The sequence below is a fragment of the Streptomyces sp. NPDC058457 genome (assembly GCF_042720695.1).
In the GTDB taxonomy this organism is placed as follows: Bacteria; Actinomycetota; Actinomycetes; order Streptomycetales; family Streptomycetaceae; genus Streptomyces.
On the sequence record NZ_JBHXLU010000099.1, the window covers coordinates 22,818 to 42,400 of the forward strand.

A 19,583-nucleotide genomic window follows, 5' to 3' on the forward strand; every position below is an offset into this window, starting at 1 on the left:
CCGACGGCCGGCGCGGGACGACGGACGTGGGGGACACGTCCTCCGCGCCCGGGCGGCGGAAGAACTGGATCATTCGCGGACTGCGGCAGCACATGCCGTCGCCGTCCGTGCATCTGGGAAGGCGTCACATGAACAAGGTCGAACAGGCGTCGGGCTTCGGTGAAACCGCGGACCGTCCACCGGTGACCGAGGCCTCCGCGCCGATGTCCGACCACCGGGGATGGATCCTGGCGGTGCTGGGGGCGGCGCAGCTGATGGTCGTGCTCGACAACACGATAGTGAACGTCGCGCTGCCCTCGGCGCAGGCGGACCTCGGCTTCGGCACCGGTGGCCGGCAGTGGGTCGTCACCGCCTACGCGCTGGCCTTCGGGAGCCTGCTCCTGCTGGGCGGACGTCTGACCGACCTGATGGGGCGCAAGCGGGCGTTCATCATCGGCCTGATCGGTTTCGCCGGCGCCTCGGCCGCCGGTGGCGCGGCCACCGGTTTCGGCATGCTGATCGCGGCCCGCGCCGTACAGGGGGCGGCCGGTGCCCTGCTCGCGCCGGCTGTGCTCTCCCTGATCACCACGACGTTCCCCGGCGGAAGGTCGCGCACGCGCGCGTTCGCCATCATCGGCACGATCGTCAGCGTCGGAGGGGGGATGGGCCTCGTCCTGGGAGGCGTCCTCACCGAGTACATCGACTGGCGATGGACGATGTACGTCAACGTCGTGTTCGCGGTCGGGGCGGCCCTCGGCGCGTGGCTGCTCCTGCCGAGCCGGCGGGCCGACGAGCGACCCCGGATGGACCTGATCGGAACCGTCCTGGCGTGCGTGGGTCTCCTGGGTGTCGTGTTCGGCTTCGCCCAGGCCGAGACCCGAGGCTGGGCCTCGCCGGTCGTGCTGGGGACGCTGCTCGGCGGTGTGGTGGTCCTGGCCGGCTTCGTGCTGCGGCAGCACCTCGCGCCGGCGCCGTTGCTGCCGCTGCGGGTGCTGCGTGACCGTGAACGCGTCGCCGCCTACGTCAACCGCTTCGCCTCCTCCACGGGCAACTTCGGCATCATCTTCTTCACCACCTTCTTCCTCCAGGAGAACCTGCATCTGTCCCCGGTGCTGGCGGGCCTGGGCACCCTGCCGATGGTCATCGGAGTCATTGTCTCGTCGAACGTCCTAGGCAGTGCCTCCTGGCTGGTTCGTATCCGGCCGAAGGTGGTCATCATCGCCAGCCTGGTCCTCACGGCCGCCAGCCTGGTGTGGCTCAGCAGGCTCGAGCCCTCCTCGTCGTACTGGACCGTAGTGCTGGGCCCGCTGTTCCTCTTCGGCATCGGCCAGGGGGTCAACACCACCCTCGCCATGAGCAACGCGCTGGTCGGGCTCGACCCCGACGACGTCGGAGTGGGATCCGCCATGTTCTCCGTGATGCAGCAACTCGGCGGTTCCGTCGGAACGGCCCTGCTGTCGACCGTCGCCAGCACCGTCACCGCCGGATACCTGAGCTCCCACGCCGGCTCCCGCGACGCGGCGGCCGTACACGGTTACAACGCGGCGTTCCTGACCATGGCGGCCGTCTTCGCGAGCGCGGCGCTGTTGTGCGGGATCCTGATGCGCTCCGGGAAGGCTCGCTGAGCTGCACGCGGACGGGGGTGTACCGGACCCGGAGACCGGTTCGGTCGGCGCAGATGTGCTGGGCGTTGCGTGTCGGTCAGAGCCAAGAGCGCGGCATGTCGTAGGGAAGCGGGAACCGGGGTGCGGGACCTCGCGCCGTGGACCCGCAGCAACGCCTGGTCCCGGAGACGTCCTGGATGGGGCTCGAACAGGCCGGGGCCGACCCGCAGCGCGCGCGGCGGTCGCCCCGGATGTACGCGGGTCTGCCGCCTCGCTCCCCGCCGAGGTGTTCCGCCGGCGTCGTCAACTCCGAAGTCGCCGGTCGGTACGGCGCCGAGGGTACGCCAGGCGGATCGGCGCTCCACGGACCGCTCGGCGGTTGCGGAGGCGGCCCGCGGCCTCAGTCGGCCGGAACGTCGTCGTGTTCGGTGGCCAGGTGCTTGGTGACGAGCTCGGTGATGTCGCCCAGCGTCTCGAGTTGTTCGGTGGTGAGCAGGTCGGCGAAGCAGTGGCGCACGGCTTCGAGCTGGATCCGGGAGGCGACCCGGACGGCGGCGAGTCCCGACTCGGTGAGTACGACGTCGAAGCCGCGGGCGTCGTCGCAGGAGGCTCGCGCGATGGTGCCGCGGCTCTCCATGCGGGCGATCTGTCGGGACAGACGGCTCCGGTCCCACTGCAGGATCCGGCAGAGGTCGCGGGACCGGATCCTGTGCCCCGGCGCTTCCGACACATGGAGCAGGACCGAGTAGTCGGCCTCGCTCAGGCCGCACTTACGGGTCAGCCGCCTCGCCAGGAGTGCCGTCATGTTGATGCGCATCTCCTGGAAGCCGCGCCAGGCCCGCTCTTCCCGCTCGTCGAGCCACCTTGGTTCCATGGTGGCCACCCTAACATTTGTTGACATGGAAACTACGTGTCGTCTAGTTTCGGTTCCATGGAAACAAACGGGGCGACCGTGCTCCCGAAGCAGGACCGCGCCAAGCCCGCGCCCGGGGTCAACGCACTGTCCAACCGGGTGGTCGAGGGCGGCTACGCCGCTGACGGGCAGCCGTCCGCCGCGCTGTTCTTCTGGTCCCACACGCGCTTCCTGAGCGATTTCACCTTCGGACTGCACCCCCACGAGGGGTTCGAGATCATCTCGTTCATCCTCGAAGGACGTACGCGCCACTTCGACACCAAGGCCGGCCGCTGGCTGGACCTTCGGGGCGGAGACGCCCAGATCATCCGGTCGGGCTCGGGTCTGTGGCATCGCGAAGGCGCCACCGAAGGCGCGCGGGTGTTCCAGATGTGGCTCGACCCGGGCTTCGACACCGCGCTGCGAACCGAGCCGTCCTACACCGACCACCCCGCCGCGCAGTTCACGGCGCGACCGGTGGGCGACGCCCTCGTCGCCGACCAGGTCGGCGGGGAGGGGCCGGTACAGGCGCACACGGAGGGGCTCTCGATCCGTCGTGTCGCCGTGCCGCGCGGGGCCCGGGCGGAGCTGGACGTCGGCGCGGGCCGCTTCACCCTGGTCTACGTCCTCGGCGGGGAGGCCACGGTCAACGGCACCCCTGCGGCGACCGACGACACCGTTTCCCTGAGCGGCGCATCCGCGATGACCGTCGAAGCGGCCGAATCGGCTGACCTCTTCCTCGTCTCGCTCCCCAGTCACCCGGCCTACCAGCCGGTCCGCGGGCGCTGACGGCCCGCTTCAGCATCGTTTACCCCACATTTGGAGAACAGCCATGGCCACCTTGCTGCACATCGATTCCTCCGCCTACCCGGGCCAGGCGTCCACGTCCCGCGTGGTGACGGAGGCCTTCCGCGCCGCGTGGGAGGAGCAGCACCCCACCGGGACCGTGATCTACCGCGACCTCGCCGCCGACCCGGTGCCCCACATCACGGCCGACGCCTACCTGGCCGGCATGGCCGACCCGGCCCAGCGCACGCCCGAGCAGGTCGCCGCCTTCGCCCTGCGTGAGCAGCTCATAGAGGAGCTGGAGAACGCGGACGCCGTCGTGATCGGCGCTCCCATGTACAACTTCTCGATCCCCTCCAGCCTCAAGGCGTGGCTGGACCACGTGATCCTCCTGGGCCGCACGGCCCGCGGCGAGGACTCGAAGGTCAAGGGCACGCCCGTCACCGTGGTCACCAGCCGCGGCGGCTCGTACGCACCCGGCACGCCCCGGGCGCCCTACGAGTACGTCCTCAACTACCTGGAGGCCGTCCTGACGACGACCCTGGAGGTGGAGCCCCACTTCATCGTCGCCGACCTGACGCTGGCCAAGCTCATGCCCGGGATGGAGGAGCTCATCCCGCTCGGCGAGAAGTCCCGGGCGGACGCCCTCGAGCAGGCGGCGTCCAGGGCCAAGGAGCTCGTGGGGCGCCTCGCGGCGTAGCCGGGCCCGGAGAGAAGCCAGGGACGCCGTCCCCCTCCCCGGTTGCGCGTCCCGCACCGAAGCGGCCGAGTACCCACTCGGCCGCTTCGGCTCGTTCGGGGACAGCCCGGTTCCGTGTGCGCAGGCACGGCACCTGCGGAAGCCGGGTGCAGTCCCCCGCCGAGCGCGGCGACGGTGGCGGTTCAAGAAGGGAGCGGTCTCGCGGCCTTCGCGGAAGCCGGGCGGCATCTCGCCACTGTCGGAAACCGTCCGGCGCGTGCCCGGGGTCGTGAGTTCACCGAACGCCAGATGCAGGGTGCGGAACCATACGTCGAACTCTGCGGCCGCGGAGGAGGCGTACAGGTCGGGGTCGTCGAGGTGGTCCTCGATGTACCGGCGGGCCCGCAGTGGCGGCGCTTCCCGCGCGGTGGTGACGCGACGGCAATGCGCCCGCCGGCCCGTCCGCAACCGGGACGGCTGCCGGGTGGGGCCGTGGGCGCACGGAGCCCCACCCGAAGCCGCGCAGGCTCCGGGCGGGCTCGACTGCGGTCACTGGCCCGTGACCGGCGCCTGTTCCGCTGGTGCCGTGTCCCCGCCCGTACCGGCCGCCCGGCGGGGGCCGCGGACCAGGGCCAGGACCGCCAGGCCCGCCACGAGGCCGGCCGAACCGGCGGTCACCAGCGCCGAGTTGAGCCCCGAGGCGAACGCTGACCGCAGCACGTGCTCGGGGAACCCGTGCCGCAGGAAGGCCGCGCCACCACCGGCCAGGGTGTGCGCCGCGTCGTGCGGCAGGGTGTCACCCATGCGTGAGGTCAGCACGGTGCCGTAGACGGCGACCATCAGGGCGTACCCCAGCTGCCGGAGGGTGTTCACCACACCGCCCGCCATGCCCGACCGCTCCGCGGGGACCGCGGCGAGCGCCGCCCCGGAGACGGTGGGGGAGAGGAGCCCGGTGCCGACACCCACCAGGACCAGGCCCAGGACGAGTGACGTCCAGTCGGAACCCGCGTCGAGGAACGCCTGCGCGAAGGACCCGGCGGCGAGCAGCAGCAGGCCCGCTACGATGGTCCATCGTGCGGTGACCCTGTGCGACAGCGCGCCGACCGTCATCGCGACCACCATGGCCGCGGCCGGCAACGGCAGCAGCGCGAGGCCGCCGTCCACCGGGTCCATGCCCAGCAGCGTCTGCATCCAGATCGACTCGTAGGCGATCACACCGAACGCCACGCCGTCGAAGGCCAGCGCACCCACCAGCACACCGACGAACGCCGGCTTCCCCAGCAGTGCCAGGTCCAGCAGCGGATGCGCCACCCTGCGCTCCACCAGCACGAAGGCCACCAGCGCCGCAGCGGCCAGACCGAAGGCCGTCGACGTCCCCGCGGAGGCCCAGCCGTGCTCCCCGGCCCGTACCATCGCGTACGTCATCCCGCCCGCGAACACCGCGAACGTCGCCATGCCCGCCCAGTCGACGCGCATCCCCCGCATCCCCCGCGTCCCCCGGGACTCCGGCACCACCTTCAGCGACAGCCACACCGTCACGACGCTCACCGGCACGTTCACGAAGAAGATCCACCGCCAGCCCGGACCCTCGGTCAGCACCCCGCCGAGCAGTGGTCCCACGGCCGCGGCCGCACCGCTGACCGCGCCCCACACCCCGAGCGCGGCGCCCCGCTCCCTCCCCTGGTACACGGAGCCGAGCAGCGGCAGCGTGGTCGCGAACATCGCGGCCGCGCCCAGCCCCTGCAGCACCCGCGCGGCCACCAGCATGCCGGGCCCGGACGAGACACCGCACAGCAGCGAGGCCACCGCGAACACCACCACACCTGCCACGTGCACCCGGCGGCGCCCGACGATGTCGGCTGCGGCACCCGCGCCCAGCAGCAACGCGGCCAGTGCCAGCGCGTACCCGTCGACGACCCACTGCAGGTCGCTCAGCGAGGCGTCCAGCGAGTGCGCCATGTCCGGCAGCGCCACCACCACGATCGTCACGTCCAGCAACAACATGAACGTGCTCAGGCAGATCGCCGTGAGCGGCCCCCATTTACGCATGTCCTCAACTCCTTGCGCGGTGATCGGTACGGCTCCGTACGATGGCCCTCACGCGGTCGGACGGAGCGGAAAGAGCCCTCTGGCCGGTGAAACGCGACAGGAGTGTCCATGTCGACGAAGAAAAGCAACCAACCGCAGACCGAGCCGGCCGGCTCCGGCGACCTCGACCTGCTGATCCTCTCGGCGTTGGAGGTCAACGGGCGGGCGTCCTTCAAACGGATCGGCGCGGCGCTCGGTGTCTCCGACCAGACCGTCGCCCGCCGCTACCGCAGGCTGTGCGCCGAGGCGGGGCTGCGGGTGGTGGCCGTCCGTGACCCCGAGCGCCTGGCCCTCGACCAGTGGATGCTCCGGCTCCGCTGCGTCCCCGACACCGCCCTGACCATCGCGGACGCGCTGGCCAAGCGCCCCGACACCGGCTGGATCGCCCTGGCCTCGGGCGGCACCGAGGTGATCTGCGGAACCCTGCCGCGCAACCCCTGGGACCGCGACGACCTGTTGCTGGGCAAGTTGCCCCGCACGCCCAGCATCGTCGAGATCCGCGCCCACCAGCTCCTCTTCCGCTTCTACGGCGGCCCGAGCGGCTGGCTGTGGAAGTTCGGGGCGCTGTCCGACGAGCAGATCGCCGTCCTGCGCCCCGAGCAGGTGCCGGAGCCGGGCCCGCCCCGTATCGCGCCCGAGGACGAACCCCTCGTCGCCGTCCTCGAACGCGACGGCCGCGCCGTGCACGCAGAACTGCAGCACGCCACCGGCCGCTCCGAGTCGGCCGTCAAGCGCCGGCTGGCGGCCCTGGTGGCGTCGGGGGCCCTGTACTTCGACGTCGAGTGCGACGCCGCGATCCTCGGCTACCCGATCACCGCGGTCCTCTGGGTGACCGCCGCCCCCGCCGCCCTGCGCGTGGTGGGCGAGGCGCTCGCCCACCACACCGAGGTCACGCACGTCACCGCGACCGCGGGGCCCTCCAACCTCATGGTCACCGTCCGCGCGAGGAGCACCGTCGGACTGTACGACTACCTGAGCGGTCCGCTCGGACAACTGGAGGGCGTGCAGCATGTGGAGGCGACACCGTTCCTGCGGCAGGTAAAGCAGCTCACCTACCAGACGCCATCGCTTCGGACGCCGTAGCCGACCGGGCGCCGTGGCCGGACGACAGGGCGGCCACGGTAGGGCGGGCACCTGGGTGCCGGCCGCGCCATGGCCGCCTCGAACGGGAACCAGGGCCGGGGTGTCCTCCGGCCCGCCGACTACGGAGCCACGGGCTCGGGCGAGCGGCTCATCGTCATGAGCTGGTCGAGGAACTCCGCCGGGATCGGCGTCGGCAGGAAGCCGAGGAACTGGCGCATCGGCATGGACTCGACCATGCGCATCGCGTCCTGGTTCTCCGCGGCGGCAGCGGCCTGCTCCTCGGACATCCCGGCCATGAGGGCCCCGTTGAGCACCGGGCCCACCGTCGTGTGGCCGAACCACTCGCCGACCGTGGAGTCCATGGTGAGGGGTACCGCCAGGCGGTCCCCGGCGAGGTGTAGCGGCTGTACGGCGATCACGTCGTGGGCGTTCTCGCCGAGCTGGACCTCGTACCGTCCGGCGGCCACGGTCCAGTCGTCGCGGGTGATGTCCCAGAAGGCGAAGGCACGGCGGTCGAGGTCGATCTCGACGACCTTGCTCTCGCCGGGCTCCAGTGCCACCTTGGCGAAGCCCCGCAGCTCACGGGCGGGGCTGCTGACCGGGCGCGCGGGCGCGGAGACATAGACCTGCACCACGTGCTTGCCGGAGCGGTCGCCGGTGTTGGTGACGGTGACCGTGGTCCTGGCGGTGTCCTCGCCGGTCGCTGTGACCTGGAAGCCGCTCTGTTCGAACGTGGTGTAGCCGAGGCCATGGCCGAAGGGGTAGCGGACGGCGACGTCGGCACTCTCGTAGTAGCGGTAGCCGACCATCACCCCCTCGCCGTAACGGACATGGCCCTGCTCACCGGGGAAGTTGAGGTAGGCGGGGTTGTCGTTGAGCCGGAACGGGATGGACTCCGCGAGGCGCCCGGACGGGTTGACCCGCCCGGTGAGCACGTCGGCGATGGCGCCGCCGCCGGCCTGGCCGGGCAGCCATGCCTCCACGATCGCGTCCACCTCGTCGTGCCATCCCTCCAGGGTCACCACACCGCCGTTGAGCACCACGACGACGGTACGGCGGGCCGCCCGGGCCACGGCACGCACCAACTCGACCTGGTCCTCGGGGAGCTGGATGTGGTCGCGGTCGAAGCCCTCGGACTCGTCCGCCTCGCGCAGGCCGATGACCAGGACCGCGGTGTCGGCCCCGGCCGCGAGCGCGACGGCCTCCTCGCGCAGCCGCACCGCGTCCGCCTGCCCCGCGATGTCGTAGCCCCGGGCGAAGCCGACCTCCGCCTCCGGCAGCAGGGCGCGCAGCTCGGCGAGGGGGCTGTCGACCCGGGTGGCGTTGACATGGGAGCTGCCACCCCCCTGGAAGCGCAGCTCCTCCGCGAACTCGCCGACGACGGCGACACGGCCGGCCGGCGCGAGCGGCAGGGTGCCCTCCCGGTTCCTCAGCAGGACCAGGCACTCGCCGGCGACCTCGCGGGCGAGCCGGTGGTGGGCCTCGTGGTCCAGCTCGACCTCGCCCGCGGGCCGGACACGCCCGGTGAGGTCGCGCAGGCGTGCCAGAGCCGTGTCGACCACGGACTCCTCGAGACGGCCCGACCGCACCGCCTCGGCGACCTCGGCGTCGGTGACGCCACCGTTGCCGGGCATCTCCAGGTCCATCCCGGCCGTCAGCGCCGCGACGCGGTCGCCGACGGCGCCCCAGTCGGAGACGACCAGCCCGTCGAAGCCCCACTCCTCGCGCAGCACCTGGGTGAGCAGCCAGCGGCTCTCGGCGGCGTGGACCCCGTTGATCCTGTTGTAGGAGCACATGACGGTGGCCGGACGCGCCTGCTTCACGATGCGCTCGAAGGCCGGGAAGTAGATCTCGCGCAGAGTGCGGTCGTCGACGTCGGAGCTGACCCGCATCCGGTCGGTCTCCTGGTTGTTGGCCGCGAAGTGCTTGACCGACGCGCCGACGTCCCCGCTCTGCATCCCTTCGACGAGGCCCACACCGAGTACGCCGCTGAGCAGCGGGTCCTCGGAGAGGTATTCGAAGTTGCGGCCGCACAGCGGGGAGCGCTTGATGTTGATCGCGGGGCCGAGGAGCACGTCCACGTCGAGTGCGCGGGCCTCGACGGCCAGCGCCTCGCCGACCTGGCGGACGAGGTCGGGGTCCCAGCTGGAGCCGAGGGCGGCACCGGGCGGGAAGCAGGTGGCGGGCTCGCTGCGGTGGACTCCGAGGTGGTCAGCCTCGCCCTTCTGGCGCCGGACGCCGTGCGGACCGTCGCTGAGCACCAGCGCGGGGAATCCGGCCTCCTCGTCGGGCTTGCTGGACCACATGTTCAGACCGGAGAGCAGCGCGGTCTTCCGGTCCAGATCGAGCTCGGTGGGGTTCTGGGACATGGTGCGAGTTCCTCGGAATGGTCGGTGGCGGACGGGCGCCCGTCGGCGATCGGCGGAACAGCTCGTGAGAGCGCTCTCGGGTGGATCCTAGTACAAAACCGAATAGAGCTCGGTTTTTGGTGTGCGCCCGGAGGGTGCATCTTCGGGGGTTGCTGTGGAGCGTGTCCGCGGTGGGCTTCCGCGGGGAGCGGGGCCGGAAGGACTCCGCTGGACCGGTGCCACCGGTTCAGCGGACTCCCCGGATCGGGCGTACGGTCAGCCCGCCGGCCACCGCGACCCCCGCCGCGCTCAGGAAGAGAAGCGGGTAGTTGTCCCCACCGTCCACGGCAAGGATGAACGGCGCGATCAGCGGGGCGACCGACTGCGGCAGGGCGGCGGCGATGGCGAAGACACTCATGTACTTCGCGCCCTCCGTCTCCCGGTTGGGGATGACGTCGGTGATGAGGGCGATGTCCACGGCACCGAACATGCCCGCCCCCAGCAGGATGATCTGCGAGCCGACGAACACCTGCGCGAACGACGAGGCGAAGGTGATCACGACGAAACCGACGGCGAACGCGGTCGCGGCGAGGTAGATGAACCGCTTCCTGCGCCGCAGACGGTCTGAGAGGATGCCGCTCGCCACGGCGCCCGCGGAGGTCATCAGCAGGCCGACACCGCCGGTGAGCGCCAGCAGCCCCGTCACCTTGCTCAGCTCGTAGTGCAGATGGTCGGTGAGGAAGTAGAGCTGGTATGTCGACAGGAACATGAGGCTGAGCTGGATCAGGAACCGGCCGCCCCAGGTCCAGCCCAGGTCGGGGTGGCGCCGGGGGTTGAAGGTGAGGTCGCGGAACATGGCCACCAGACTCTGCCGTTCCCGGTCCGCGCGCCGGACCGCCGGATCGGGCAGGAAGAGGACCACGGGCAGCAGGGCCAGGCAGGCGATGACCGCGGGGACCAGGAAGAGCAACAGCCCGGAATGCCGCAGCGGTGTGGCCAGCTGGAAGCCGGCGACCCCGGCGATCTGCGCGGTGAAGCCGAGCAGGCCGGAGACCTTGCCGCGCTGCTGTTCCGGCACCTGGTCGGGGAGCATCGCCACCAGCGGAGTCATGAGCGCGCTGAGCCCGACCTGGCCGACGACGAAACCGGCCAGCAGGACGGACACCGAAGCGCCCGCGCCGGTGACGGCCGCACCGGCGAGCAGGACCGGCATCCCGGCGAGCATCCAGGGCTTGCGGCGCCCCAGCCGGGACGTGGTGTTGTCGCTGAGCACCCCGAAGGCCAGGCCGGACACTATGCCGACCAGGGTTCCCACGCCCACCACCAGGCCCAGGCTGCCGGTCTTGCCGTCCGGGTCGATGGTCTCCAGCCGCATCGCCAGCGACACCAGCAGTGGGGTCATCACGGCGACGTAGACGCCCAGATAGGCGATCACGTACAGGGTGATGAACCGGCGGCTCACCGGCGGGGGGCCGTCCTCCGGACCCTTCGGGCCGTCCTCGGTGGCGGGAAGCCCGGCGGCGTGCTGTGTCATCTTGGCCTCCGGCCGTACGGACACGTGAGGGTACACGTGTGGGGAAGGGGACGAAACGGGCACCGGATGCCGGGGTGCCCGTGCCGGGTTACTGGTGGGTTCCGCCGTCGATGCGGATCTCGGTGCCGGTGAGGAAGGCGCCGTCGTCGGAGACGACCATGGCGACGACCCCGGCGACGGCCTCGGGGGAGCCGAAACCCTCACCGATGGCGGGGGTGAGCTTGCCGAGGAGACTCCAGTCGGTGTCCTCGGGCATGAGAGAGAAGATGTTCTCGGTGATGCCGGAGGAGATGCTGCCGGGGTTGACGTTGACCGCGCGCAGCCCCTGCTTGCCGTATTCCTGGGCGATGCTGTGGGTGAAGGAGAGGATGCCGCCCTTGCTCGCGGAGTAGGCGGCCATCATCGGGTGGGCGAACTGGGCGGAGGTGGAGCTGAAGTTGACCACGACGCCCTTGCCGGTCTCCAGCAGGGCGGGCAGGGCGGCGCGGGTGACCAGGAAGGTGCCGGTGAGGTTCACCCCGATGACCTGGTTCCACAGGTCGAGGGAACAGGTGTGGGTGTGGGCCCCGCGCAGCATGCCGGCCACGTTGACCAGGGCGTCGAGCCCGCCCAGCGAGGCGATGGCGTCGGCCACGACGCTCCCCACGGCGGTCTCGTCGGACACGTCGAGTACGGCGGTGTTCAGCTGCTCGCCGGTGCCTGCCTTGGCCGCGAGCTCCGCGGTCTCGGCGAGGCCGTCCGCTGCGATGTCGGTCCCGGTGACCCGGGCTCCCTCGGACAGGAGCCGGAGTGTGGTGGCGCGGCCTATGCCCGAAGCGGCGCCCGTGACGAGGATGCGGCGGTCGGCGAGTCGTTGCATGGGTGTTCCCTCGTGTTGTCGCGGTGAGAGCTTGCCCCGCGCCGCTTCGTCGGGGAAGCGGGCGCGGCGTCCCGTCGATCGGGACCGGACACGTCGGCGGGAGCACGACCCCGGATGCTGTCGGGGTGGCTCGGGGGCGGTGTGCGGTACGCCCTTGCCCGCGTCCTGAGGTGGAACCTTTCACATCCGTGGCGGTCGGGGTGGGGATGGTCTGTCCGCTCTGCAGTCCTGTTCCGCCGGGACGGATCCGCGTCGAGGCTGACGCGGTCGTCGCCGGAAAGTGGCTGTGAGGGGTGATGAACTGAGCGGACCGGGTGCGAACCGGAAGTTCACACGCCAGAAACCTAGCTTTGTTCGGTTTTTATGGCTAGGGTTTCGCTCAGAAAGTTTTGGAGTCGCCACCTGGTGAATCGATTCAAGCCTGCCATGGCATGGCGGTGGACGGCTCGTGGGCATGTTGGTGGGCTCCGGGCCTGCGGCCTCGTACCGAGGCACGACGGAATGTGTGGTCGGGACGGTGCTGCCTGGCGGCGAGAGCCTCCTCGCCGAACCCGCGCAGCGGTTCGCCCGACTCGAGAACGGCGCCACCTGACGGGCGTCCGCAGCGGGGGCCGGCACCTTGAGGGGGAGCCGGCCCCCGCAGACTTCAGGTTCCGCGGACGGGAACGTCCCCGCGCAGGAGCCCCCGCTCTAGCAGGTCCGCCCAGAGCCCCGGCGGAGGCACCCGGCGGTGCAGGTCCACGTACTGCGCGACGTGCGCAGCCGTGCCCATGCCCAGGGCGACGTTGGCGACGGCGATCGCCGGGGCCCGCAGGCTCGGACCGTGCCACTCACAGATCTCGGCGATCGCCCGGGCACGTGTCACGAGGTGGGCGGGTGCGGTCCGGTAGTCGTACTTCATGCCCTCGGCGGGGCGGTCGTGGGCGAGGAGTCCGGAGTTGAAGACGCCGACCGCGACGACGTTCTTGCCGTGTTCGTGTGCGGCGGGCAGGACGTCGTCGAGGGCGGACTGGTCGAGGAGGGTGTAGCGGCCGGCGAGCATGACGATGTCGGCGGCGGTCTCGCGGAGGAAGCGGGCGAGCATCGCCGACTGGTTCATGCCGGCCCCGATCGCGCCGATCACCCCCTGGTCGCGCAGGTCGGCGAGGGCGGGCATGGCCTGGTCCGCGGCCTGCCTCCAGTGCTCGTCGGGGTCGTGCAGATAGACCACGTCCAACCGGTCGAGGCCGGTCCGCTCCAGGGTGGCCTCCATGGAGCGCAGGACCCCGTCCCGGCTGAAGTCCCACTGCCGGCGCAGGTCGTCGCGGACGACGAAACCCTCGCTGTCGACGCCCCTGGGGCTCTCGTTGGGCACCAACACCGCGCCCCACTACGGCCTCGGCCTGTCGGAACAGCGGCTCGGCCGGGCCCGCCGCCGCCACCGCGACAGCTATTGCGTGTCCTCCAAGGTCGGCCGCCTGGCAGCTGGCGGAAGTCGAGGGAGCCGACCCGCGCCTTGTACCGGCCGTTCCCGGCCGGGGTCCAGCCGGTGATCGTCCGGGCGCTCGGCGCGACCGGGGTCTCGGAGCCGTACGCCGTCCAGATCATGTCGTGGCCGTCGGTCCCCGAGTCCCGTGTCGAGAAGCGGACCGGCCTGGACAACCGGTAGGTGCCGCCGCGCAGGTGGACGGTGATGTCCCCGGCCATGTGGGAGTTGACCGCCCGTACCGCGGCACGGGCCCGCTGGATCGTCCTGAAGGGCCTGGACTCCCGGGTGCCCGGGTTGTGGTCGTTGCCGCGCGAGGGGTCGACGTAGAAGTCGGTGCCGGCCGCCGCGTGTGCCGTCTGGGCGGGGCAGCACGCGCTCGAGGACTACCGGCAGGAGATCCAGCGGAGGGTGTTCCGGTAGCGCGGAGGGCGAACTCGGGGAGAGCGGGAAGGCCCGAGCGGGAGTCCGACGGCCGTGCGAAACGGCACCGGGCCGTTCGTCGACCCGGCACGGCAGGGAAGTGCGGGCGCGCTGGGACGGCGAAGGGACGCAGGGCACGGTACGGCAGGCCGGTCATGGCGCGACAGGCCCGGCGAGGCTGCGGCACGACGAGTCGGCGCGGGGAGGCTCGCGGCGCTCCCGTTCGCCCTGGGCTTCCCGCGCCGGCGACATCGTGGCGGAGTATATGGGGCTGTTCGCCCCTGCCGCGCCGGTCCTGCCTCGGAGGCAGCCGCGAACTGCTCGCGGGCACCGCTCGTCGCGGTCCCGGGCGGGTCGGTCAGGTGCCGAGGTCCCAGTGTGCCGCGATGTCGAGGGGCGGTTCGTGGATGTCCCGCGGGTCCGGTCCGATCAGGCGGGTGGTCCCGGTGGGCGTGGCGGTGGGGTCGTGGGTGGGCCAGCCGGGGTCGGCCGTGTACAGGAACCGCCTCCAGGCGGTGGCGAGTTGGTCGCGGATGGCCCGGTTGTCGGGGGTGTCGATGTCCAGGGCGGCGAGTCTGTCGCCGAGGTAGAACGTCTCGGCGCCGTGGAACGCACCCGTGCCCGCGCCGAAGGGCTCGGCGGACAGGAGGTAGGTGTGGGCCGGGCCGCCCGCCGCAACCTGGGCGCGGGCGAGCCGGGCGGACGGGACGCGGTAGACGGCGTCGCTGAGGAACAGCGTGCGCAGATCGCGCAGTTCGTCCGGCGCGGCGGCCTCCGGACGGCCGGGCTGGGGCGCGCCACGGAGCTGAACGCGGTATGCCTCCAGGAGCGCCGCCGGGTCGGCGACACCCGCCCGGGTCATCTCGGCCGTCAGGGCGCCCTCGTCGGCGGGGCGGTAACCGGCACCGCCGAGCTCCGCCCACATGCGGATCTCGTCGCGGTTGGCGCCGATCAGGAGTGGGATGCCCACGGCTGCTCCGGCCCCGACGGCGTCGAGGGGGCGTGCGGGCAGCATCGTACCGTCGTGGACCACGCCCCAGATGCGTCCTCCCGGCAGGTTGCGCCGGCCGACGTCGGAGTCGACGACGGAGGGCTGCGCGTCGAGGATGCGCCCGAGCGGGGCGGTCGCCAGTTCGTCGAGGGACTTGACGCCCACGGCGGAGAGGAAGTGCTCGGTGAGTGCCCGCGCGGTGTCGGGGGCCTGCACGCGGGTGACGCTGCCGCTCTGCAGGATCGCCTTGTGGAACAGGCCCTTCGCGTCCGGGAGGGCCAGCAGGGTCCCGACGGAGAACGCCCCGGCGGACGCGCCGGCGACCGTGACGTTGCCGGGGTCGCCGCCGAAGCGGGCGACGTTGTCGCGGATCCAGCGCAGGGCTGTGGTCTGGTCCTGGAGGCCGAGGTTGGCGCTCGCGGTCCACCGCTCGCTGCCCGGTCCCGCCGGATGGAGCCATCCCAGTGCTCCGACGCGGTAGTTGGCGGCCACCACGACCGCGCCGGTCAGCCGGGACAGCGCCGTGCCGTCGAAGCTCGGCGGCGACGCCGTGCCCGACTCGAACGCTCCGCCGTAGATCCACATCAGCACGGGCAGCCGGCCGTCGACGCCGGGGGTCCACACGTTCAGATAGAGACAGTCTTCGGAGAACTCGCCGTCGGCCGCGCCGAGCGCCCGGGCGACGCCGACCGCGTGTGTACCGAGCGCCTGGATCTCGGGGGTGATGCCGGCGTGCTGGGCCGGTGCCGCCGGGAAGCGAGACGCGTCGCGGACACCGGCCCAGGGTGCGGCGGGCACAGGCGGCCGCAGCCGCAGTGCGCCAACGGGGGGAGCGGCGAACGGGATTCCGGCGAAGCGCAGACCGCCGTCCGAGCGGACTCCGCGGACGGCTCCGTGGGTGGTCGTCACCACCGGGCGTGCCGTCTCCTGGGAATCGGTCATCTCGTCATGCCTTTCACGCTCGGCCCCGTCGTCCTGTCGTTCGCTCCCGGTTTTGCATGGGGGCCGGCTCCGTGCCCGGCCCGTCCGCCTGTGAGGCGCTGGTACCGGCTCGGCGCGCGGCGGGTGGTCGGAAGGCTCCCTGTGCGGGCGAGAGCCTAGACTTGAAAACCGAACACTGCAAGGTTTTTGTTATGGGGACGTCCACGAGCGCGCTCCGCGACGGCACGCCGCGTCCGGGCGGCGCCGAGGTCGGGCGGCGCCGGAATCGGGTGACGCCGGAATCGGGTGACGGAGATCCCGCCTTCGCGTGTCGCGACGCTCACCGGTCCTGGGCGCGACCCTCGTAGTCGTACCGTGCGGCGACGACGGCGTCGTGATGCGCGTCGGCCCACTCCACGAGGCCGATGACCGGCCCCAGGAACGAGCGTCCCAGCTCTGTCAGCGTGTACTCCACGCGAGGAGGAACCTCCGGGAAGACCGTCCGCTGGACGAATCCGTCCTGTTCGAGCTGCCGGAGGGTGCGCGCCAGCATCTGCTTCGAGACGTCGCCGATCTCACGCGACAGCTCACTGAACCGTTTGGTCCCCTCCGCCAGCGTCGTGACGACCAGCAGACTCCACTGGTCACCGACCCGGTTCAGGATGTCGCGGACGACGCAGTGCGCATCGAGCGCGCCCTTCCGTTTGTCCAGCAAGTCCGACGCGGTGTGTGACATACCAGAGCCTCCCGTTCCCTCTCATGGTCACACGGATGCGACCTGATCTCTGCAAAGTGCCTTCTTGTGGGCCCGTTTCAGCAGGTCGTACCGTCGGTTTCCCCGGGGACTCCCGGACTCCGTCAGGCTTGACCACAGGGAAGTACTCATGAGCGAGGCCACAGGTTCCGCGGCGACGGCGGCACCGTCCCAGGACGAGGAGACCGCGGCCGTGGAGGCCGTGATCCGGCATCATGTGCTCGCCTTGAACAGCGCCGACGAGGATGCCATCGCAGCCGACTGGGCGCCGTCCGGGATGCTGGTGGACGCGTTTCCGCCGTTCGTCTGGGAAGGCGACTCGCCGACCCGGGCGTGGTGGAAGGACCTCCAGGCCGCCATCGGGTCGGTGGGGCTGACCACGGTCGAGTTCGAGCTCGGTGAGTGGCAGCGGATCTACGTCGCCGGTGACCACGCGTACGCCGCGGTGTACGCGAGGGCGCTCGTCTCCGGCCCGGAACTCGCCGTCGAGGCACGGGGGACCTGGACGTTCGCATTGGCCAGGTCGGGCGAGCAGTGGAGGATCGTGTCGTGGAACTGGGGCGGACCGCCGAACACGCCCGTTCAGCGCTGAGTGGCGGTGGCGGTGGGGGGTGCCGGGGTCTCCGGCACCCCCCCACGAGCGGTTCGGGCGGCTTCCCTGCGGTCGGCGCAGGCAATCGGGCTGCTGTCGTCCGTGCAGGCCTCCTCGGTGACGAGCCGGCCGTGTCCCGTGAGACCCCTGACGGGGTTTCACGAAGGAACCGCCCTGCGGTGTCGGGTTCGCTTCAGGAACGTTCGTGGTCCTGGAAGAAGCGCCACATGAGCTGGTTGGCGCTGATCTCCTGGGTGACCGTCCCCAGAACCGGCGGCCACGGCACTGTCGCCCCGGGCCAGGTGTGGCCGCCGCCTTCGACGACGTACATGGTGACCTCCGCGCCGTGGCGGCAACCGGCGTAGCTGGTGCGGGTCACGTGTTCGGAGACGCGGGTGTCCCGTGGGCCCCGGCGGCAGTGGTCGAGGGCGGCCCAGCGGCTCTGGGCGGCGACGGCGCCGTAACCCCAGTACGCGGCGCCGCCGCCCGTGAACGGGTTGATCTGGTCGCCGGTGCCGGCGAACGCCAGTACCGGGACGGGACGTTCGGGTGCGCACGTCTCGGGGTCGGGTACGAGGGCCCCGTCGGCTCCCGCCACGGGGGCACCCGCCCGCAGGCCCGAGACCGCCGCGATCGCCGCGACCCGGCCGGGGTTGTCGCAGGCGTACTGGGACACCATGCGGGCGCCGCCGGAGTACCCGGTCGCGTAGACCCGGTCCTCGTCGGCACATCCGGTGCGGACGAGCTGTGTGATGGTGTCGGTCAGGAACCGCTCGTCGTCCGGTCCGTCGCCGTCGGTGACATGCGGAACGTTCCACTGGTATCCGGCGCCCAGGACCATGGCGCCCTGCGGTGCGGCCACCAGAAAGCCCTCGCTCTCGGCGGTCTCCTCCAGCTGGCTGCCGTCCAGTTGCCAGGTGGCGGCGCCCTGGCTGCCGTGCAGGTTCAGCACCAGCGGCAGTCGGCCCTGCCCCGCCGTGCCGTGGGGGACGTACACCACCACGACCCGGTCAAGCCCGCCGGAGCGGACGGTGAGGGTCGTGCGTCCCGGCTCCAGCCGGCATCCGCGGTACGAGGCGGAGCCGTCGCGGGTGGCCGCCGTGGACGGCGCCATGGCCGCGGCGGTGAGGAGCGTGGCTGTCAAACAGGCGAACAGGGTGCGAAGCGGGGTTCTCGGTCTGCGCACGTGAGATCTCCCTGGAGTGCGGCTCGGAGGCCCGCGGTCGTGCGCGGCGCCGGACATCCGGACAGCCGGGCATACGCGGGCGGTGCCGTCTCGCGGACGACGACGCCCGCCCGCGGGAGGGGTGGCCGGAACCCTAGCGGCTAATTTCGAACGAAACTAGGTTTTAGGCTCCATGGCCGCGCCGGCCTTGAGGCCGCGGGGTGCTCGACACCCCGCGGCCAGGCCTGTCGACCATTGCCGCGTCGTCAGAACATGGTGTTGTCGTTCGCGGAGCTGGTCGGCACGTTCTGGATCACGTCCCAGTGCTCCACGACCTTCCCGTCGCGGATCCGGAAGATGTCCACGATGGCCAGGCCGGGATCGCCGGGCGCGGGGATGAAGTGGCTGTGGAACGCCACCAGGTCTCCCTCGGCGATGATCCTCTTGGGCTGGACATCGAGCTGCGGGGACTGCTCGAACAGCGCGGCAAGACCGGCGCGTGCTCCTTCGGGGCCGTCCGCGATGGCGGGATTGTGCTGGTGGTACTCCGGTGCCACGTAGGTGTCGATGGCGGAAAGGTCCTGGTGGACGAGGAGCCGGTCGTAGTACTCGGTGGTGAGCGCCTTGTTGCGCGCCGTGAGCCGGTCCGGGCCGGGGTCGGACGTCTGGGGCCGGCTGAGCGTGGAGAACATGTCGTTGCCGCTGACGGAAGTGGCCGGCACCTCCTCGATCACGTCCCAGTGTTCGGCGATCTTCCCGCCCTGGAAGCGGAAGATGTCGACGGCGGCACTCCCGCGCGTCCCCGGCGTGGGGGAACTGCTGGTGGAATGAGCGGCCGATCGCCTTGAGGGCGGCCGCTCCGTCGCCGACCTGCGGATTGTGCTGGATGTAGTCGGTCCGCACGAACCGGTCGACGACGCTGGTGTCTCCCCGTTCGAACACGCCCTTGAGGACGCGGACGGCGACCGACTTCTGCAGTTCGAGCCGGGCCTCGTCACCCTGGCAGTGTCGCTGAGAGGCGCTTGTGGGGGTGGCCGCCGCGGCGGGTGCGACGGCGACCGCGGTGGCGAGGGGCGACCGTCATGAGTACGGCGGTGGTGGCCTTGCGGGCTTGCATGGATTCTCCTGCACGGCGTCATGGGCAAAGGATGCTTACCAGAGGTCAGCGCTAACTTCTGGTAAGTGGAAGTTGGGTAGGGGGCACGCCAAGCGGCCAAGCGGAGATCGCTGCCTTTTCAGATAAATGATTCCCTACGTTGTTCTGCGGGACGTGGTGAGCCCTTCGTATGGTTCATTCACCCAGGGGCGCCGGGTGTGGTTGAAATAGCTCTGCCGCTTGTGGCTCTCAGTGATTGGCCGCCCGGCGCCCCACGACGACTCGGCTGCCAATTAGGAATTGCGAATGATCGCTCCGTAGGGA

The 19,583-nt window shown here is 71.3% G+C and carries 17 protein-coding genes and 2 pseudogenes; 9 read left to right on the plus strand and 10 right to left on the minus strand.

The window, feature by feature from the left end; all coding sequences use genetic code 11:
• Positions 1 to 128 precede the first annotated feature (128 nt).
• Positions 129 to 1,604, plus strand: a complete 1,476-nt coding sequence (locus tag ACFWPS_RS45105) for a DHA2 family efflux MFS transporter permease subunit (RefSeq protein WP_383717632.1) — start codon at positions 129 to 131, stop codon at positions 1,602 to 1,604.
• Positions 1,605 to 1,983: 379 nt separating this feature from the next.
• Here ACFWPS_RS45105 and ACFWPS_RS45110 read toward each other — a convergent pair whose 3' ends face one another.
• Positions 1,984 to 2,457: a MarR family winged helix-turn-helix transcriptional regulator gene (locus ACFWPS_RS45110; RefSeq protein ID WP_383717634.1), complete on the minus strand. Its 474-nt coding sequence runs from the start codon at positions 2,455 to 2,457 to the stop codon at positions 1,984 to 1,986.
• A 57-nt stretch (positions 2,458 to 2,514) separates the two neighbouring features.
• Here ACFWPS_RS45110 and ACFWPS_RS45115 point away from each other — a divergent pair, with 57 nt between their 5' ends.
• Both ACFWPS_RS45115 and ACFWPS_RS45120 read left to right on the plus strand, forming a co-directional pair.
• Positions 2,515 to 3,264 (plus strand): pirin family protein, encoded by a 750-nt coding sequence (locus ACFWPS_RS45115; protein WP_383717637.1) that lies wholly within the window; start codon positions 2,515 to 2,517, stop codon positions 3,262 to 3,264.
• A gap of 43 nt (positions 3,265 to 3,307) precedes the next feature.
• A complete protein-coding gene (locus tag ACFWPS_RS45120) occupies positions 3,308 to 3,961 on the plus strand; it encodes an FMN-dependent NADH-azoreductase (protein WP_383717639.1) in 654 nt (217 codons plus the stop codon).
• Between the two features lie 528 nt (positions 3,962 to 4,489).
• Here ACFWPS_RS45120 and ACFWPS_RS45125 read toward each other — a convergent pair.
• A complete protein-coding gene (locus ACFWPS_RS45125) occupies positions 4,490 to 5,989 on the minus strand; it encodes an MFS transporter (RefSeq protein WP_383717642.1) in 1,500 nt (499 codons plus the stop codon).
• Positions 5,990 to 6,097: 108 nt separating this feature from the next.
• Here ACFWPS_RS45125 and ACFWPS_RS45130 point away from each other — a divergent pair, with 108 nt between their 5' ends.
• The gene (locus ACFWPS_RS45130; RefSeq protein ID WP_383717644.1) at positions 6,098 to 7,111 is read left to right on the plus strand and encodes an Lrp/AsnC family transcriptional regulator; all 1,014 of its coding nucleotides are present in this window, start codon (positions 6,098 to 6,100) and stop codon (positions 7,109 to 7,111) included.
• Between the two features lie 119 nt (positions 7,112 to 7,230).
• Here ACFWPS_RS45130 and ACFWPS_RS45135 read toward each other — a convergent pair whose 3' ends face one another.
• The 4 genes and pseudogenes from ACFWPS_RS45135 to ACFWPS_RS45150 all read right to left on the minus strand — a co-directional run.
• Positions 7,231 to 9,480: a glycoside hydrolase family 3 C-terminal domain-containing protein gene (locus tag ACFWPS_RS45135; protein ID WP_383717647.1), complete on the minus strand. Its 2,250-nt coding sequence runs from the start codon at positions 9,478 to 9,480 to the stop codon at positions 7,231 to 7,233.
• Between the two features lie 226 nt (positions 9,481 to 9,706).
• Complete coding sequence (locus ACFWPS_RS45140; protein WP_383717649.1) at positions 9,707 to 10,993, minus strand: MFS transporter; 1,287 nt, start codon at positions 10,991 to 10,993, stop codon at positions 9,707 to 9,709.
• An 88-nt stretch (positions 10,994 to 11,081) separates the two neighbouring features.
• Positions 11,082 to 11,852, minus strand: coding sequence for an SDR family NAD(P)-dependent oxidoreductase (locus tag ACFWPS_RS45145; RefSeq protein WP_383717652.1), 771 nt, complete (start codon positions 11,850 to 11,852; stop codon positions 11,082 to 11,084).
• Between the two features lie 646 nt (positions 11,853 to 12,498).
• Positions 12,499 to 13,218 (minus strand): annotated as a pseudogene (locus ACFWPS_RS45150) (aldo/keto reductase); the annotation flags it as partial.
• Here ACFWPS_RS45150 and ACFWPS_RS45155 point away from each other — a divergent pair.
• From ACFWPS_RS45155 to ACFWPS_RS45165, 3 genes and pseudogenes are all read left to right on the plus strand, one after another.
• Positions 13,208 to 13,316: pseudogene (locus tag ACFWPS_RS45155) on the plus strand (aldo/keto reductase); the annotation flags it as partial. The pseudogenes ACFWPS_RS45150 and ACFWPS_RS45155 overlap by 11 nt on opposite strands.
• A 31-nt stretch (positions 13,317 to 13,347) precedes the next feature.
• Positions 13,348 to 13,500 (plus strand): hypothetical protein, encoded by a 153-nt coding sequence (locus tag ACFWPS_RS45160; protein ID WP_383717675.1) that lies wholly within the window; start codon positions 13,348 to 13,350, stop codon positions 13,498 to 13,500.
• Positions 13,501 to 13,524: 24 nt separating this feature from the next.
• The gene (locus ACFWPS_RS45165) at positions 13,525 to 13,647 is read left to right on the plus strand and encodes a hypothetical protein (RefSeq protein ID WP_383717655.1); all 123 of its coding nucleotides are present in this window, start codon (positions 13,525 to 13,527) and stop codon (positions 13,645 to 13,647) included.
• A 451-nt stretch (positions 13,648 to 14,098) separates the two neighbouring features.
• On the opposite strand, the gene ACFWPS_RS45170 is transcribed toward ACFWPS_RS45165, so the two are convergent.
• Together ACFWPS_RS45170 and ACFWPS_RS45175 are read right to left on the minus strand one after the other, a co-directional pair.
• Positions 14,099 to 15,673 carry a carboxylesterase/lipase family protein gene (locus ACFWPS_RS45170; protein WP_383717658.1) on the minus strand — a complete coding sequence of 525 codons (1,575 nt, stop codon included), beginning with the start codon at positions 15,671 to 15,673 and terminating at the stop codon, positions 14,099 to 14,101.
• A gap of 319 nt (positions 15,674 to 15,992) precedes the next feature.
• The gene (locus ACFWPS_RS45175) at positions 15,993 to 16,388 is read right to left on the minus strand and encodes a winged helix-turn-helix transcriptional regulator (protein WP_383717660.1); all 396 of its coding nucleotides are present in this window, start codon (positions 16,386 to 16,388) and stop codon (positions 15,993 to 15,995) included.
• Between the two features lie 148 nt (positions 16,389 to 16,536).
• Between ACFWPS_RS45175 and ACFWPS_RS45180 the strand changes: the two genes are divergently transcribed.
• Entirely contained in the window at positions 16,537 to 16,998 is a 462-nt protein-coding gene (locus ACFWPS_RS45180) for a YybH family protein (RefSeq protein ID WP_383717662.1), read from the plus strand.
• A gap of 193 nt (positions 16,999 to 17,191) precedes the next feature.
• Here ACFWPS_RS45180 and ACFWPS_RS45185 read toward each other — a convergent pair whose 3' ends face one another.
• Positions 17,192 to 18,184, minus strand: a complete 993-nt coding sequence (locus ACFWPS_RS45185; RefSeq protein ID WP_383717664.1) for an alpha/beta hydrolase family esterase — start codon at positions 18,182 to 18,184, stop codon at positions 17,192 to 17,194.
• Positions 18,185 to 18,429: 245 nt separating this feature from the next.
• Positions 18,430 to 18,855, minus strand: a complete 426-nt coding sequence (locus ACFWPS_RS45190) for a nuclear transport factor 2 family protein (RefSeq protein WP_383717666.1) — start codon at positions 18,853 to 18,855, stop codon at positions 18,430 to 18,432.
• Here ACFWPS_RS45190 and ACFWPS_RS45195 point away from each other — a divergent pair.
• On the plus strand, positions 18,854 to 18,994 hold the full coding sequence (locus tag ACFWPS_RS45195; RefSeq protein ID WP_383717669.1) for a hypothetical protein: 141 nt from the start codon (positions 18,854 to 18,856) through the stop codon (positions 18,992 to 18,994). The genes ACFWPS_RS45190 and ACFWPS_RS45195 overlap by 2 nt on opposite strands.
• Positions 18,995 to 19,583 lie beyond the last annotated feature (589 nt).